General features: G+C 55.4%; 16 protein-coding genes. 7 read left to right on the forward strand and 9 right to left on the reverse strand.

What is annotated here, in order from left to right; genetic code table 11:
- Window positions 1-82 precede the first annotated feature (82 nt).
- Window positions 83-1,051, forward strand: coding sequence for a hypothetical protein (locus PGR29_RS19175; protein ID WP_316425129.1), 969 nt, complete (start codon window positions 83-85; stop codon window positions 1,049-1,051).
- 80 nt (window positions 1,052-1,131) lie between these two features.
- Here the strand turns inward: PGR29_RS19175 and PGR29_RS19180 are convergent, their stop codons facing one another.
- Window positions 1,132-2,544: a PLP-dependent aminotransferase family protein gene (locus tag PGR29_RS19180; protein ID WP_047063727.1), complete on the reverse strand. Its 1,413-nt coding sequence runs from the start codon at window positions 2,542-2,544 to the stop codon at window positions 1,132-1,134.
- 177 nt (window positions 2,545-2,721) lie between these two features.
- Here PGR29_RS19180 and PGR29_RS19185 point away from each other — a divergent pair, with 177 nt between their 5' ends.
- The 4 genes from PGR29_RS19185 to PGR29_RS19200 all read left to right on the forward strand — a co-directional run bounded on the left by PGR29_RS19185 (window position 2,722) and on the right by PGR29_RS19200 (window position 5,627).
- Entirely contained in the window at window positions 2,722-2,886 is a 165-nt protein-coding gene (locus PGR29_RS19185) for a DUF1127 domain-containing protein (protein ID WP_064571553.1), read from the forward strand.
- A 148-nt stretch (window positions 2,887-3,034) separates the two neighbouring features.
- Window positions 3,035-3,499 (forward strand): MarR family winged helix-turn-helix transcriptional regulator, encoded by a 465-nt coding sequence (locus PGR29_RS19190; protein ID WP_049047305.1) that lies wholly within the window; start codon window positions 3,035-3,037, stop codon window positions 3,497-3,499.
- A 6-nt stretch (window positions 3,500-3,505) separates the two neighbouring features.
- Window positions 3,506-4,573, forward strand: a complete 1,068-nt coding sequence (locus PGR29_RS19195) for an HlyD family secretion protein (RefSeq protein ID WP_015368453.1) — start codon at window positions 3,506-3,508, stop codon at window positions 4,571-4,573.
- Window positions 4,563-5,627: a DUF2955 domain-containing protein gene (locus PGR29_RS19200; protein WP_213317802.1), complete on the forward strand. Its 1,065-nt coding sequence runs from the start codon at window positions 4,563-4,565 to the stop codon at window positions 5,625-5,627. The genes PGR29_RS19195 and PGR29_RS19200 overlap by 11 nt, the downstream gene beginning before the upstream one ends.
- Here PGR29_RS19200 and PGR29_RS19205 read toward each other — a convergent pair.
- From PGR29_RS19205 to PGR29_RS19230, 6 genes are all read right to left on the reverse strand, one after another.
- Window positions 5,624-5,878 (reverse strand): DUF3343 domain-containing protein, encoded by a 255-nt coding sequence (locus tag PGR29_RS19205; RefSeq protein ID WP_049053086.1) that lies wholly within the window; start codon window positions 5,876-5,878, stop codon window positions 5,624-5,626. The two genes, PGR29_RS19200 and PGR29_RS19205, sit on opposite strands and share 4 nt — an antisense overlap.
- Window positions 5,875-6,642, reverse strand: coding sequence for a putative 2-hydroxyacyl-CoA dehydratase activator YjiL (yjiL, locus tag PGR29_RS19210; RefSeq protein ID WP_316425131.1), 768 nt, complete (start codon window positions 6,640-6,642; stop codon window positions 5,875-5,877). The genes PGR29_RS19205 and yjiL overlap by 4 nt, the downstream gene beginning before the upstream one ends.
- Before the next feature lie 9 nt (window positions 6,643-6,651).
- Window positions 6,652-7,803 (reverse strand): double-cubane-cluster-containing anaerobic reductase, encoded by a 1,152-nt coding sequence (locus tag PGR29_RS19215; protein ID WP_316425132.1) that lies wholly within the window; start codon window positions 7,801-7,803, stop codon window positions 6,652-6,654.
- Window positions 7,804-7,900: 97 nt separating this feature from the next.
- Complete coding sequence (locus PGR29_RS19220; protein WP_015704280.1) at window positions 7,901-8,140, reverse strand: DUF2164 domain-containing protein; 240 nt, start codon at window positions 8,138-8,140, stop codon at window positions 7,901-7,903.
- 24 nt (window positions 8,141-8,164) lie between these two features.
- Window positions 8,165-9,409, reverse strand: a complete 1,245-nt coding sequence (gene mdtM / locus PGR29_RS19225; RefSeq protein WP_316425133.1) for a multidrug efflux MFS transporter MdtM — start codon at window positions 9,407-9,409, stop codon at window positions 8,165-8,167.
- A gap of 56 nt (window positions 9,410-9,465) precedes the next feature.
- Window positions 9,466-10,758 carry a DUF445 domain-containing protein gene (locus PGR29_RS19230; protein ID WP_316425134.1) on the reverse strand — a complete coding sequence of 431 codons (1,293 nt, stop codon included), beginning with the start codon at window positions 10,756-10,758 and terminating at the stop codon, window positions 9,466-9,468.
- 205 nt (window positions 10,759-10,963) lie between these two features.
- Here PGR29_RS19230 and PGR29_RS19235 point away from each other — a divergent pair, with 205 nt between their 5' ends.
- Both PGR29_RS19235 and PGR29_RS19240 read left to right on the forward strand, forming a co-directional pair.
- Window positions 10,964-11,914, forward strand: coding sequence for an Rpn family recombination-promoting nuclease/putative transposase (locus PGR29_RS19235; RefSeq protein WP_316425135.1), 951 nt, complete (start codon window positions 10,964-10,966; stop codon window positions 11,912-11,914).
- Window positions 11,915-12,081: 167 nt separating this feature from the next.
- The gene (locus tag PGR29_RS19240) at window positions 12,082-13,452 is read left to right on the forward strand and encodes an NAD-dependent succinate-semialdehyde dehydrogenase (RefSeq protein ID WP_316425136.1); all 1,371 of its coding nucleotides are present in this window, start codon (window positions 12,082-12,084) and stop codon (window positions 13,450-13,452) included.
- A 57-nt stretch (window positions 13,453-13,509) separates the two neighbouring features.
- On the opposite strand, the gene yjiA is transcribed toward PGR29_RS19240, so the two are convergent.
- Together yjiA and PGR29_RS19250 are read right to left on the reverse strand one after the other, a co-directional pair.
- Window positions 13,510-14,466, reverse strand: a complete 957-nt coding sequence (gene yjiA / locus PGR29_RS19245) for a GTPase (RefSeq protein WP_087858253.1) — start codon at window positions 14,464-14,466, stop codon at window positions 13,510-13,512.
- Window positions 14,467-14,477: 11 nt separating this feature from the next.
- On the reverse strand, window positions 14,478-14,681 hold the full coding sequence (locus tag PGR29_RS19250) for a YbdD/YjiX family protein (RefSeq protein ID WP_002887451.1): 204 nt from the start codon (window positions 14,679-14,681) through the stop codon (window positions 14,478-14,480).
- Between the last annotated feature and the right edge of the window lie 94 nt (window positions 14,682-14,775).

Below are 14,775 nucleotides of genomic sequence, written 5' to 3' on the forward strand. Positions count from 1 at the left end.
ACAGTCTGTGTGCATTATTAGTGTTAACTCAGTGTCTTAGATGCATTCGTGAATGTTATGTTCAAATAAATGAGGTTTTAATATGGAAATTATTCAAGTATGGGGGAAGTTTTTTCAGCATTTTAAACAGAAAAAATTGGATGCTGCGGTGGTTGTTTACGGCATAATCGCAATCTATTTAATTCCCTATAAGTTTCCTTTAAAAAGTTACCTGGTTGCATTTCTTTTTATATTTATTTTAATATTCTCTTGCACTCAAGAAATTCGAATTAGGGAATATATTAGTTTCTTTGTACGCACAGGCAATGATCATTTATTGACTCGGTGTGCTGGCATTCTATCACTATCCGCATGGTCAATTTTTTTGCTTTTATTGTTGTCTGCTAATGTGTTTGTCAACGCCATAACGTATTGGTTAGCAATTTTATTTTCAGTCTCTATCCTTATTAGCAGTATTTTGACTGTTTTAGATATTGCCAGAAATAATACAGCAAAAACCCTTAAAATTATCGGCTTTGCTGTTACTGTGTTTTCAGGTGTTTTTACATTTACCAGTAGTTATTCATCCAGTATTTTCTGGCAAATCAGCAATCTGGCGCTATCTTCCTCGCCATGGTTAGAATATTGCTGGAAAGCCACGGCATTCCTTATGTTCTTCCTATGGCTATCACAACCAATTTGTTATGGATTATTTATCACTTACGGTGATAAAGCGAAAGGGTATCGAATATTTACATTAACGGGTGCCTTTATTATGTCAGTTTTTTTGTTTCTACTCGTTCCTAAGTTGATTGGTGATGTTGCTTACTATGTGTTAAAAATCGCCATCAATTATGAATGGCGTGACGAAGCAAAGTGTGGCGATCTAAAAATCAATGATAAAAATGAAAAGTACTTTGGCTTTAATACTGACAAATATACTGTTTTTTATTCGGATAAAAATGATAAATGGGGTTTCTATAAGTTAACTTGTCAACAAGGGAGTAACAGGAAAGATTCTTATGCAGTCGAGTACTTACCTGAATATAATATTCCTGCGTGGTTAAAATAATAGAAACGTCTTTCCCGGAGGCGGCGCATGCCGCGCCTTTTCCGGGCTACCGGTTTGTAGACGGTGGGGACGCCAGAGCCTCACTCCATCGCCACCTTCACCGCTTCCCCCAGCTTGACCATCACCTCTTTATGCTTCTCAATCGGCGGCAGGGCGCAGTTGATCCTTAAGCAGTTGCGATATTTCCCGGATGCCGAAAACAGCGATCCTGGCGCGACCTGGATCTTCAGCCGACACAGCTGCTTGGCGACGCAGACCATATCCACCTGCTCCGGTAGCTCGACCCACAGCATAAAGCCGCCTTTCGGCCGGGTAACGCAGATCCCGCAGGGGAAAAACTCCCGCAGCCAGCAGGTATAGATCTCCATATTACGCTGATAGATCTGCCGCATCCGCCGCACGTGGCGGTGGTAATGGCCTTCGCGAATAAAGTTACAGGCCGCCAGTTGGGTTGAAGGGACGTTAGTGCCGCTGGCGGCGTACTTCATCTGCAGCAGACGATCGTAGTAGCGACCGGGGGCAATCCAGCCGATGCGCAGGCCGGGGGCGATGGTCTTGGTAAACGAGCTGCAAAGTATCACCCGACCGTCGATATCCCATGAATGAATCGTACGCGGGCGCGGGTATTCCGTCGCCAGCTCGCCGTAAATATCATCTTCGAAAATCACGATATCGTGGCGCTGGGCAAGGGACAGCACCGCGCGTTTGCGCGCGTCAGGCATGATGTATCCCAGCGGATTGTTGCAGTTAGGCACCAGGATCACCCCTTTGATTGGCCACTGATCCAGCGCCAGCTCTAAGGCCTCGATGCTGATCCCGGATTCCGGATCGGTTGGGATCTCAATGGCTTTCAGCCCCAGGCCGCGTAGTATTTGCATGGTGCCGTAGTAGCAGGGGGATTCGACGGCGACGATATCGCCGGGATGACACACCGACAGCAGCGCCAGCGATAGTGCGCTGTGGCAGCCGCTGGTGATCAGTAGATCGTCGGCGGTGACGACCGATCCGCCGTCGAGCATCAGGCGGGCGATCTGTTCGCGTAGTTCGCGACGCCCGGCCAGTTCGTCGTAGTTGAGCACTTCGCTGAGGTTGTGCTGAATTGCCCGGCTGAGTTCGCGCCAGATAGGCTTAAGGCTAGGCTGGGTGACGTCCGGCGAGCCGCCGCCGAAGGTAATGATTGATTTATCATTGCGCGCATCGAGCATGGTCAACACCTGGTCCCACTGGGTGATCTCCACCGGGCGCTGCACCGGGCGCGACATCGGCGGCACCGGCGCTTGGGCTTTGCGCGGGGCGACGAAATAGCCGGAGCGCGGCTGCGGCACGATCAGCTGTTGCTGTTCCAGCGTCTGGTAGGCCTGCTGAACTGTACTGATGCTGACGCCATGCTCCTGGCTCAGGTTGCGCACCGACGGCAGCTTTTCGCCGTGGCGATACAGCCCTTGTTCGATACGCTCGGCCAGCAGGCTGGCCAGATGTTGGTAGCGGGTCATGCTGTATCCTTAATTATCGCCATACAGATAGATAAACCAGTACAGATGGCGGTCAAAAATGGGGCATGGTGTACGTTTTAGCCAATCTGTATGTTAAAGAAAAGTGTTTTGTGAATCTGTATTGTTTGGGCCCGGATCCGTGAAGATAAAGCCTCTGGCAAGGCGAGGAGGTAGAGGATGGAATTTCACGAAAATCGGGCAAAACAGCCGTTTATCGGTTGGGTATTTCTGGCGCGAGCGATTAGAAAATGGTGGCTTCGTGGGCAAACGCGCAAAGTATTGCAGCGAATGAGCGACGAACAGCTGAAAGATGTCGGGTTGCGCCGGGATCAGATCAATTAAAAAGTGCTTTTTTGTAGCCCCGGTAAGCGTCAGCGATACCGGGGAATTACATTCACAAAATTTATCAATTGATGCTTCTACTCCCATCGTTTCTTGATACTTACCATGATAAGTATTATTTTCCCCACAGCTAAGTGAGGAAAGTAACATGACCGAAGACGAACTGTTTGCCCGCCGCCCGATGGGGATGCGCATGGCGATGGTGGTGCGCCAGTGGCGCGCGATTATCGACAGCGCCATTACCGATACCGGCCTGACCCAGTCAAGCTGGACGGTGCTGATGCAGCTGCATCAGCTGGGGTGCAACGTCTCGGTAAGCGAACTGGCGGAAGTGCAGGGTATTGAGCTGCCGCCGCTGATGCGCACTCTCACGCAGCTGGAAAAGCAGGGGTATCTACTGCGCTCAACATCGCCATATGACAAACGCATCCGCCTGCTTACGCTGACGGCGGAAGGCCGTACTATCCTGGAAAAGCTGAACCGCGTCATTGAGACCTATCAACAGCGCGTGACGGAAACCATCCCCGATGCGGATCTCGACACCTTCAGCGCCACGTTAAATCAAATCGCCTGCAACTTGCGGACAATCCGCGAAGAAGATAACAAGATCTAAAACACTATGATGACGCCAGAACAAAAATTTGCCCGCTGGGTAAGGGTAAGTATTGCCGCTTTCCTGGTGATATTCGCCTGGTTTATCGTTGCCGATATCTGGATCCCGCTAACCCCGGATTCCACCGTGATGCGCGTGGTGACTCCGGTCTCGTCGCGGGTCTCCGGCTACGTCTCGCACGTCTACGTGCACAACAATAGCCAGGTGAAAAAGGGCGACCTGCTGTATGAGCTCGATCCCACGCCATTCATTAATAAAGTTGAAGCGGCGCAAATCGCCCTTGAACAGGCCAAACTGAGTAACCAGCAGCTGGATGCGCAAATCGCCGCCGCTCGCGCCAACCTGCGCACCGCGCAGTACACCGCGCGTAATGACAAAGTCACTCTCGACCGCTACCAGCGCCTGAGCACCATGCAAAACGTGTCGCAATCGGATCTCGATAAGGTGCGCACGACATGGCAGACCAGCGAACAATCGGTCAGCGCCCTGAATGCGCAGATTCAGAACCTGCTGATCCAGCGCGGCGAGCGCGACGACAAGCGCAACGTGACGCTGCAGAAATACCGCAACGCGCTGGAAGAGGCGCAGCTCAACCTCGGCTGGACCCAGGTGCGCGCTGAGACCGACGGTATGGTCAGCAACCTGCAGCTTAATCCGGGTATTTACGCCACCGCCGCCACCGCCGTGCTGGCGCTGGTTAACAACAATACCGATATCGTCGCCGACTTTCGTGAAAAAAGCCTGCGCCATACGGCGGTGAATACCGATGCGGCGGTAGTGTTCGATGCCCTGCCGGGTAAAGTCTTCCCGGCACACGTGACCAGCAGCGATGCCGGTATTCTTGCCGGTCAGGAAGCGGTGAATGGCCAGCTGTCGCAGCCTGAGCAGTCCACCCGCTGGGTGCGCGATGCGCAGCGTATGCGGATCCACGTTGCGCTGGATCAACCGCTGGATAAGCCGCTGCCGACCGGCGCCCGCGCTACGGTGCAGTTGTACAATAGCGACGGACCTTTCGCCCGCACCTTTGCCGGCCTGCAGATCCACCTGGTGAGCTGGTTGCACTATGTCTATTAACACCCTGGCGCACGTCTTTACCCCGCACGGCAATATCGTCTATACGGCCAATGATTTTCGCCAGACGGTACGCATTGCCGTCGCCGGGACCATCGCGCTGAGTATTTCGACCTTCTACGACGTGCAGTACGGCGTGTTTTTCGTCGTTTATCCGCTGATGCTGATGTCGCTGGTGCCGGTGTTCAACCGCCACGTCGCCCGGCAGTTTGTATTCAGCGCGGCGGTTAATTGCGTCGAAATGGTGCTCATCGTCGGCTATCTGTCGCAGTGGCCGGTAATTATGACATTAGTCGTCTTTGGTCTGTACGTGATGCGTTTTCGCTTTATGAGCCAGGGGCCGCTGTTCCTGCTGGGATCGATGGGCGTGGTGTGCCAGAGCACGATGCTCAATTTTATGAGCTATCCCACCAGCAACTGGCACACGCTGATGTTCTCCAATATGGAGGCCTGCGTGATGGCGGTGGCGCTGAGCGCGCTGCTGCACTATTTGATCCCGGATGTTGAACCGCGTAAGCCGCCGCCGCGCATAGAGAAAGACGCCGCGCGGATCCGCCATGAATCGCTGCTTTCCGGCACGGTTGCGACCATTATCTTTGTGATCTTTCAGATCTGCGATCTGAGCGATTCGCTATCGGCGCTAATGGCCGGGGTGCTGATCCTGTTTCCGATGCACTATCGCGGCGCGGTGATAAGCTCGATCTGGCGTGTGGCGGGGGTCGTGCTGGCTTGTCTGTACATTCTGGTGGTGCAGCTGATTATCTATGATTTCAGCAACCATATGATCCTGATGATGCCGCTAATTGGTCTTGGCCTGGCCTTTAGCGCCCGCCTGCACGTGATGGAAAAAGTGGGCGCGGGCGTAGGTTTCGCCAGTATCACCACCATCGGTATTATGTTTGGCCAGAACCTGCATCCGAATCAGGATCTGGTGTTCAGCGACCTGTACCGTATTACTTCGGTCACGGTCTCGCTGGTGGCGACGCTGACCATGGTGTTTCTGGTCCATCGGGTACTGAACTGCTTCGCGCCGACGCGGTTTGTGATCACCGATTAATCCTCCTGCGGGAAGCGGGCGATGCAGCGCCACGCTTCCCCGTTTTGCTGATAAAGCGCCGCAGTATGCCCGGCGATTATCCAACTTCGCGCTGTTTTTTCGCTCCCCTCAATCAATACGCACAGCCCGCAGCCGCTGCGCAGCTGGCGGGGAATATCTTTTACCTCGAAGGTCATCCCTGCCGCCTGCAGGGCTTTGCGCATCCGCACGACGCCCACCGTTGAATGGAATAAGAATAGATATTTGCTCATCCGCGTCTCCGCTGGCGCTGGCCGATCAGCGCCGCGCCGATCGCCCCGGCAAACTGGGCGTCGGGATGGGTCGCGACCGGCATGCCAACATGCTTCTCCAGCATGCGGGCGAAGGCGACGCAGCGGCTGACGCCGCCGGTAAACAACAATGGCCCCTGTGCCGATAAGCGGCCAATAAAGTTCGCGCTGCGCCGCGCCATGGCGTTGATCACCCCGGCCAGAATTGACTCAGGCGCGACTCCGGCGGAACGCAGGCTGATGACTTCCGATTCGGCAAAAACCGTACACATGCTGGTGATGGCGTGCGGTTCTACGCCTTCGGTAATAGTGTCCAACTGGTCGACGCTGGCGCCGAGGGTCCGTGAAATAACTTCCAGAAAGCGCCCAGTACCAGCGGCGCATTTGTCATTCATCAGAAAGTCGCTGAGGTTGCCCTGCTCATCAAGCTGGATGACTTTGCTGTCCTGGCCGCCGATATCAATCACCGCGCGGGTTTCCGGCGCCAGCAGGCGCGCGCCGAGCCCGTGACAGGAAATCTCGGTGACTTGTTTATCGGCGAAATCGACCAACTGGCGACCATAGCCGGTGAGGGTTAAAAAAGGCGTTGTCGCGAGGTCCGCGCGCATCGTCTCCCAGGCCTCGTGAATGGCATCGGCGGGGCGAAAGGGCGTCGGAATGAGGAAACGGCGCACGATGGCGCCGTCTGCCAGTAGGATGCCTTTGGTGGCGGTGGAGCCGGAATCAATACCTACCGAGTAGATCACGCTTGCTCCTTATAGCATTTCGATAAACGCGGCGACGCGGGTACTGAGCTGGCCGAGATCCGCCGTCGAATAATCGGTCTCGATCGCGATATAAGGAATGTCGTGCCGCTGGCGAACGTGACGCTTAATCGCCAGCGATTCCACGGCGTAGGTATGGCAAGCCTGCAGAATGACATCGACCACGCCGTCGGCCTGGTATTCCTCAACCATCTGGCTTAGCAATTGCAGGCGCTGGTCGTTAGGTGAAATACAGGAGCAGCCGATGGCGAGATATTTATCGGTTAAGGCATCGTAGACGTCGCCATCTTCCGCCACGCAGCGCTCGGTGGCCTTCGCGCCGGTACAGTTCTCGTAGCCCACCACCCAGCCGCCGTTTTCTTCGATAGCGCGGACGACTTTTTCCGCCGCGCCGCCGATCGGGCAGCCGGTGATCAGAATACGCGGACGAGACGCCAGCCGTTGGCCTCCTTGCCATTGCTGATGGATACGTTCCGCCATTGCGTTCAATTCGCCAATCAGCGCGCTTTTGTCGAAGCGGAAGGTCGCGCCATAAACCACCTTCAGAATATCGCTGCCGCTAAGCGCCGGCGGATTGAGTTGCCCGAGGCGATAGAAGTTGGCCAGCGCCCGGCGTTCGCAATTTTTCAGTATGATGGCTTTACGCAGCGCTGCTTCGCTAATGGGCGTGGCGAACCGGGTTTCAACGACCTGCTGCAGGCGTTTGATTTCCGCTTTCCACAACGCGCGGGAGGTGGCGTCGCTGGCGCTGTTCGGTAGTTGCATTACGTGTACTGCCTTGAATTCGGCCATGTACTCGTACATCTTCTTTTTGCCGTCGCAGGTGGTTTCGCCGACCACCAGATCGGAGAAATAAAAGTAGGGGCATTTATCGGTTTTGCCGAAGCCGTAGCTGCTTTTAATCAGTGGGCAGAGGTTGCGCGGCAGGTCTTTCTCCGCCTCTTCAATAGTTTCATCAGAAGTGGAACACAGTGAGACGACCACGGCGCCCGCCGCCATGGCTATCTCCTGGGGCATAAAAGTGCAGTAGGTACCGACCAGCGGTACGTTCTGCTCTTTTAGTTCCATTACGCTGAGAAAGCCTTTCTGGCGAGCTTCTGAGAATTGATCGAAGAGGGCGGGTAGATTGGTGATGAGCGACATGATTTTCCTTCCCCGTACACGGGAGATGATGAAAGAGTCGCCATTATAACCATGTTATTTGTGTGTGTTTATTGATCTCTCGCCCATCCTGACGGCGTTAATAGACCTTCTTCAAATCCATCTCTTCCTGGATGCGTTCGCTCCATGCCAGGTGGGTGCGGATGGCCTCTTCAATGCCGGCGTTGTAGAACAAAGGCCCCAGCTCTTTGGCGATAAAGTCGACAAAAAACTCGGCGTCGAACTGTTCCAGCTCCAGGTTAAAGGTCTCTTCGCAGTACTTGCTTAGCCGCTCGCGCAGCAGATCGCGCTGCGCCGGGCTGAGTTCAATATCGCTCATGCGTGGTTAATCTCGGTGAGTTAGTCAGGATTGCCGGGCTTCGATGACCGCCTCTGAACGCTGGCGCAGATTGCGGAGTAGCCCCGCCAGACAGCAGGCGGCGACGATCCCGGCGGCCACTGCCAGCAGGTGGAACGGCAATCTGCCGCCATGGAACCATAACCAGCGCGCGCCTTCAATCGACAATGCGCTGACGCTAAGGATCACGATATTCAGCGAGGCGGAAACGGTCCCTTTCGGCAAGTCATTGGAAAAAAGGGTAAAGCGGAACAGCGTCGGGAAAATCAGCCCGATGCCGAAGGCGTAGAAGCAGGTGCCGAGCACCGACCACAGCCAGACGTGCGGCCACGTCAGATTACCGATAATCAGGATCGCCAGGCCAACCATCTGGATGGGGACCGCGCTTAACACAAAGCGCGGGCGAGTCGGGTCTTTCACCCAGCGCGCCACCGACAGATTAGCGATAATCACCGCGCTGAAAACCGGCACCTGGCTCCAGGCAAACTCGCTGGTGGTGAGCCCGCCGGCGTCCATTAAAATCACCGGCGACACTGCCACCCAACTCATCAGCGGAATATAGCTCAGCGCCAACGTGGCGGCGCCGAGTAAAAAGATGCGGTTGCGGAAGACGTCGCGAAAATCGCGCACCACTCCGAGCGGGCTGAACGGCACGTCGCCGCGACGCACCGTCTCCGGCATGTTAAACAGTAAACCCAGCCAGGCCACCAGCCCCATCGCGGCGATAATGCCAAACAGCGCTTTCCAGTGGATAAAGTGCATCAGCGCCGCGCCGGAAAGCGGGCCGACGATCGGCGCCACCAGCACGATGGAGGTAATTACCGCCATCAGCTTAATTGACCGCTTTTCGTCAAAGGCCTCCTGCACGGTGACGTAACCAACGGTGGCGATAAAACAGATGCTGGTGCCCTGCACAAAGCGGGCAATCAGGAACTGGATCATTGAGGTCGTCCACAGGGTGGCGAAGCAAGCGAGGGTAAAAATCAGCGCGCCGCTTAGCAGTACCGGCCGGCGGCCAATACGGTCGGAAAGCGGCCCCAGCAGCCACTGCAGCGCCATCCCGCCGGCCATATATAAACTCACCGAGGCTGGAGCCAGCGCCACATCGGCGTTGAAATCCCGCACCACGTGCAGGATCCCAGGCTGGATGAGATCGGTGGTCAGGTAGGCGGAAAAGTCATACAGGATCAGCGCCATCGGAAAGAACAGCGATGCGCCGTAGCGGGCGCTCAATCGCGAAATCCATGACATAACCTTCTCCTTGCCGTCGGGTAGTGATCGTCAGAATAGTTATGATGCTACCATTGTCAGCCAATATGCAGATGCAGCAGCGCCGGAATTTGCGATAACAGCCACAGGCCGAGGCCGATAGTGCCGCCAACCAGCGTGCCGTTGATGCGAATAAACTGCAGATCCTTGCCGATGTTGAGCTCGATCTGACGCGACATATCGCGCGCGTCCCAGCTTTTGACCGTGTCGCTGATATGGCGAGTCAGGAAGGCGGCGAATTCCGGCGCCACCCGATGCGCCGCCTGCTCCAGATGCTCATTCAGCGATTCACGCAGCGCGTCGTCGCGCACCAGGGTTTCGCCGAACCACTGACCGGCCTCGGCGATCCGCTGCTTGATGCGCGAATCGTCACTGCTGATATCGTTTTTCACCCAACCGCGCAGATCCGCCCACACCTCGCCGAGATAGCGATTAAAGGTCTCATCGTTTTTCAGATACGCTTTGATGTTATCGGCTTTTTGCGCCATTTGCGGATCCGATTTCAGATTGTCGATAAGCTTCTGCGCCGCGCGGTCGAAGGCCTGACGAATTTGATGCGTGCGGTCTTGAGTGACCTCATCGAGTAGCGTATTCACGGCGTCTGTCACCATTTCGGCGCTGTGCTCGCCAAGCCACTCGGTGGGTAACAGTTTGGCCTTCAGCGGGTGTTCGGTCTCCAGCCAGTGCACGATGCCGCGGGCGATAAAGGCGCGGGAGCTGTCGCGCTGTAGCAGGGCGATAAGCTGGCTTATCAGTGAATCCAACAGCTTCTGATGACGATTGTCGCGGGTCAGCCCCTCCAGCATCATGGCGCTGGTCTGGGTCAGGTCGACCTTATCGATAGCCTTGTGCACCGCGCGCCGCAGCAGACGCTGAATGCGGGTGTCATCGGTGAGCTCGAGAAAACCGCTCATCACCTGTAGCAGATGTTGGCCGACACGGCGGGCGTTTTCGGGCTGACTGAACCAGTTACCGAGCATCAGGGCCGGTTCGTAGCGGCGGATCAGCGCCACCAGAGATGGGGTATCAAGAAACTTCTCCTGCACGAAATGGCCAAGATTATCGGCGATCCGGTCTTTATTGCGCGGAATGATCGCCGTATGGCGGGCGACAAACGGCAGCGGAATGCGGCGAAACAGGGCCACCACCGCAAACCAGTCGGCCAGCGCCCCGACCATCGCCGCTTCGGAAATAGCCTTCAGCGCGCTGACCAACGGCGTCGGCGGTAGCAGCAGCGTAGTGATAAACAGCGCCGCCGCAATCAGCAGCAGCGACAGCGCCAGCAGTTTGGCGCGTTTTAATTCAGCGAGTTTTTCCATAGGCTTAAGCATATAACCTGACGGCGAGGACATGCAAAAATCGGCACAACTTCCTGTATGCGCGGGTCAATTTGCGAGTGGGCTGCCAGGGTAAGATAACGATTGCAGCACGCAGAAATTAGCTTTCGGCACGGCTCGAGAAAACGCTTTTATCCAGGTGTCAGAGGGAGATCTGCAGCGTAGAGTCGCAGCAGAATTGGCTGGCAGGGGCGAACACATGGAAAGGTCCACAACGTCTACGCCGCATGATGCGGTTTTCAAAAAGTTTCTTACGCAGGCTGATACCGCCCGTGATTTTCTGGCGATCCATTTACCGCCCGCGCTACATCAGATCTGCGATCTCAATTCGTTACAGCTTGAATCGGCTAGTTTTATTGAGGAGAACCTGCGAGCCTGGTATTCGGACGTGCTGTGGTCGCTAAAAACGGTTTCTGGCGAGGGCTACATCTATGTTGTTATCGAACATCAGAGTTCACCCGATGCGCAGATGGCGTTTCGCCTGATGCGTTATGCTATTGCTGCGATGCAACGTCATCTCGACGGCGGCCATAAAACCTTGCCGCTGGTGGTACCTATGTTGTTCTACCATGGTTCCGTGTCTCCGTATCCGTGGTCGCTTAACTGGCTCGATAGGTTCTCTGACCCACAACTCGCGAAGGCGCTTTATTCGTCACCCTTTCCGCTGGTGGATATTACGGTTATCCCGGATGATGAAATTGTGGGACATCGACGCGTGGCGCTATTAGAACTTATCCAAAAACATATTCGTCAGCGCGATTTAATGGGCATAGTCGAGCAGCTAACGTCAATTTTACTTAGCGGTTACGCTAATGACAGGCAGCTAAAAACGCTATTTAATTATTTACTGCAAACTGGCAACGCGCGCCGATTTGGCCGGTTTATTCGCGAAGTCGCGCATCGGGTTCCTCAACACAGGGAGAGATTGATGACCATCGCAGAAAGATTACAGGAAGTTGGCCGCAGAAAAGGCAAACGTGAAGGGCGGCTTGAAGGCAGGCAAGAAGGACGGCAAGAAGGACGGCAAGAAGGGCGGCACGCCGAGGCGCTGCGGATTGCGAGGATGATGCTTGCCGACGGTATTGCACGTGAAACCGTGCTGAAAATTACCGGTCTGGCTGCCGAAGAGATAGCCACGTTACCACATTGATAAAGCCGTTATGCCGGGGCGCCCCCAGGGGCGTCCCTGCTACCCACTCTCATGGAATATTCCGGATATACCTAACTTTACCCGCATCGCCAGCTATCTCGACTACCCTTAATATCCTTAGCGGCATTTTTGACTGCATTAATAGCGATAACAAGGAGACATGCGATATGGCTTATCAGACAGTGAATCCTGCGAATAATCAGCTTATTAAAAGCTATCCCGCACACAGCGATGCTGACGTGGAGGCAGCGCTGCAGCAGGCAAATGCGCTTTATCATTCTGCGTGGGCGAAAGGCGATATTGCGCAGCGTCTGCCGGTGCTGCATAAGCTTGCCGACCTTATCGACAGCCGGACGGAGGAGCTGGCGAAAATCGCCAGCCAGGAGATGGGCAAACTCATTAAACAGAGCCGCGGTGAGGTCAAACTCTGTGCGCAGATCGCCCGCTATTATGCCGACAACGCCGAACGGTTCCTGGCGCCGGTGAAGTATCCCTCCGAGCTTGGCGAAGCCTGGGTTGAGCATCATCCCATCGGCGTCTTGATGGCGGTGGAGCCGTGGAACTTCCCCTATTACCAGTTAATGCGCGTGCTGGCGCCAAATCTGGCGGCCGGTAACCCGGTGATTGCCAAGCATGCCAGCATCGTTCCGCACTGCGCCGAGACCTTCGCGCATCTGGTGCGCGAGGCTGGCGCGCCGGAAGGGGCGTGGACCAACTTGTTTATCTCTCAGGATCAGGTAGCGAAAATTATCGCGGATGACCGGGTGCAGGGCGTGGCGCTGACCGGCTCGGAAAAAGCGGGCGGCATCGTGGCGTCGCAGGCGGCGAAGCATATCAAGAAAGCGACGCTGGAGCTGGGCGGCAACGATGTGTTTGTGGTGCTCGAGGATGCCGATCTGGAACGCGCGGTGAAAATTGGCGTACAGGCGCGGCTGAACAACGCCGGGCAGGTTTGTACCGCCGCTAAACGCTTCATTCTGCATGAAAAAATCGCCGAGTCGTTCCTGAGCAAGTTTAGCGACGCCTTCCGCCAGGTGAAGATCGGCGATCCGCTCGATGAAAGCACTACGCTTGGCCCGCTCTCCTCGAAAGATGCGCTGGAAACCTTAAGTAAGCAGGTCGACGAGGCGGTGAAGCATGGCGCTAAATTACACCTCGGCGGCAAGCCGGTTTCGGGCGAAGGTAACTTCTACGAACCCACCATTCTGACGGGAATTACCCGTGATAACCCGGCGTACTTCGAGGAGTTCTTTGGCCCGGTGGCGCAGATTTACGTGGTGAAAGACGATGATGAGGCGATTGCGCTCGCCAACGACTCTCACTACGGCCTGGGCGGCGCGGTGTTCAGTCAGGATATTGAGCGGGCGAAGCGCATGGCCTCGGGGATTGAAACCGGCATGGTCTATATCAACTGGTTAACGGATACCGCGCCGGAACTGCCTTTTGGCGGCGTGAAGCGCTCCGGCTTTGGCCGCGAGCTTTCCGACCTCGGTATCAAAGAGTTTGTGAATCAGAAGCTGGTGGTCGTTCGCCGCTAAACCACCCATCATGAAGTATCCCTCTCCCATCGGGGGAGGGATACATCCTTGCGTCGGCTATTTACGGAGCCCGGCAAACGCGGCGCGGATTTCCTCTTCCGGCAGCTGAATGCCGATAAACACCAGCGTGCTGTGCGGCGTTTCATCGCCCCACGGGCGATCCCAGTCGGCGCTGTAGAGGCGCTGCACGCCCTGGAACAGCAGGCGATTTGGCTCGCCGTCGATCCACAGCATGCCTTTATAGCGCATCAGTTGCTCGGCGAAGGAGAGCAGCAGGTTTTCCATCACCCGTGAGACTTCACTGATATCCACCGGATAGTCGAGTTCGACCACAATCGACGAGACGTCGTTCTGTTTTTCCGCCACGAAGTGAAAGCGCGGTGTGGCGCTTACGACCTTCTCTTCCAGCATAAAACCGCTGGTATTAAAGAGCAGGCTTAAATCGATATCGCCGTGGATGACAGTATAAATTGGCGCCCGCGCGTTGATGCGCGCCAGCCGTTCGCGCAGCTTTTCGCTGTCGCCGGCGACATCGGTTTTGGTTAACAAAATCCGGTCCGCGTAGCCGACCTGCGACTGGGCAATGGTGAACTGATCCATCTGCTGGTCGGCATGGACGGCGTCAACCAGGGCGATCACGCCGTCCAGCAGATAGCGTTCGCAAAGCACCTCATGGGAGAAAAAGGTCTGAATAATCGGCCCCGGGTCGGCCATGCCGGTGCACTCAATCACCAGTCGGTCGAAGGCAATCTCGCCGCGATCGCGGCTGTCGAGCAGATCGAGCAGGGCATCTTCCAGTTCGTTGGAGCGCGTACAGCAAATACAGCCGTTGGTCAGGGTTTTAATCTGCGTGGCGCGGTCGCCGATCAGCTGATCGTCAACGGACACTTCGCCAAATTCATTTTCAATCACGGCGATTTTGAAACCGTGCTGCTCATTAAGGATGTGGCGCAACAGGGTGGTTTTTCCTGCGCCGAGGAAACCGGTTAATAGGGTGACTGCAATCGGTGCCATTATTGCCTCCATTAACAGCAGCGTACGCCGCCTTTGCCGTCGCCGCCGTAGCGGGCCTGCTGGCGTTCGCGGAAGAATTCTTCATAAGTCATGTACGGCTGATCCGGATGGTTGGTTTGCATATGGGTGACGTAGTTGTCGTAATCCGGAATGCCGATCAGCATTTTCGCCGCCTGACCGAGATATTTTTTTGCCTGACCTAAGTTACCAAACATTGTAAGTTCCAGATAACGAATAAAGCCGGATGGCGACTCGCGCCTTATCCGGCCTACGTTAATGCGTTTTTGGTAGGCCGGATAAGCGTAGCGC

Source organism: Klebsiella sp. 141203, assembly GCF_032601985.1.
Lineage (GTDB): Bacteria > Pseudomonadota > Gammaproteobacteria > Enterobacterales > Enterobacteriaceae > Klebsiella > Klebsiella aerogenes.

Coding starts and splice junctions, on each gene's coding strand:
- PGR29_RS19205 (WP_049053086.1), bottom strand. CDS start 5,878: ATGAGCAAATATCTATTCTTATTCCATTCAACGGTGGGCGTCGTGCGG.
- yjiA (WP_087858253.1), bottom strand. CDS start 14,466: ATGGCACCGATTGCAGTCACCCTATTAACCGGTTTCCTCGGCGCAGGA.
- PGR29_RS19185 (WP_064571553.1), top strand. CDS start 2,722: ATGGAATTTCACGAAAATCGGGCAAAACAGCCGTTTATCGGTTGGGTA.
- PGR29_RS19230 (WP_316425134.1), bottom strand. CDS start 10,758: ATGCTTAAGCCTATGGAAAAACTCGCTGAATTAAAACGCGCCAAACTG.
- PGR29_RS19200 (WP_213317802.1), top strand. CDS start 4,563: ATGTCTATTAACACCCTGGCGCACGTCTTTACCCCGCACGGCAATATC.
- PGR29_RS19175 (WP_316425129.1), top strand. CDS start 83: ATGGAAATTATTCAAGTATGGGGGAAGTTTTTTCAGCATTTTAAACAG.
- mdtM (WP_316425133.1), bottom strand. CDS start 9,409: ATGTCATGGATTTCGCGATTGAGCGCCCGCTACGGCGCATCGCTGTTC.
- PGR29_RS19250 (WP_002887451.1), bottom strand. CDS start 14,681: ATGTTTGGTAACTTAGGTCAGGCAAAAAAATATCTCGGTCAGGCGGCG.
- PGR29_RS19215 (WP_316425132.1), bottom strand. CDS start 7,803: ATGTCGCTCATCACCAATCTACCCGCCCTCTTCGATCAATTCTCAGAA.
- PGR29_RS19240 (WP_316425136.1), top strand. CDS start 12,082: ATGGCTTATCAGACAGTGAATCCTGCGAATAATCAGCTTATTAAAAGC.
- PGR29_RS19195 (WP_015368453.1), top strand. CDS start 3,506: ATGATGACGCCAGAACAAAAATTTGCCCGCTGGGTAAGGGTAAGTATT.
- PGR29_RS19180 (WP_047063727.1), bottom strand. CDS start 2,544: ATGACCCGCTACCAACATCTGGCCAGCCTGCTGGCCGAGCGTATCGAA.
- PGR29_RS19190 (WP_049047305.1), top strand. CDS start 3,035: ATGACCGAAGACGAACTGTTTGCCCGCCGCCCGATGGGGATGCGCATG.
- PGR29_RS19235 (WP_316425135.1), top strand. CDS start 10,964: ATGGAAAGGTCCACAACGTCTACGCCGCATGATGCGGTTTTCAAAAAG.
- PGR29_RS19220 (WP_015704280.1), bottom strand. CDS start 8,140: ATGAGCGATATTGAACTCAGCCCGGCGCAGCGCGATCTGCTGCGCGAG.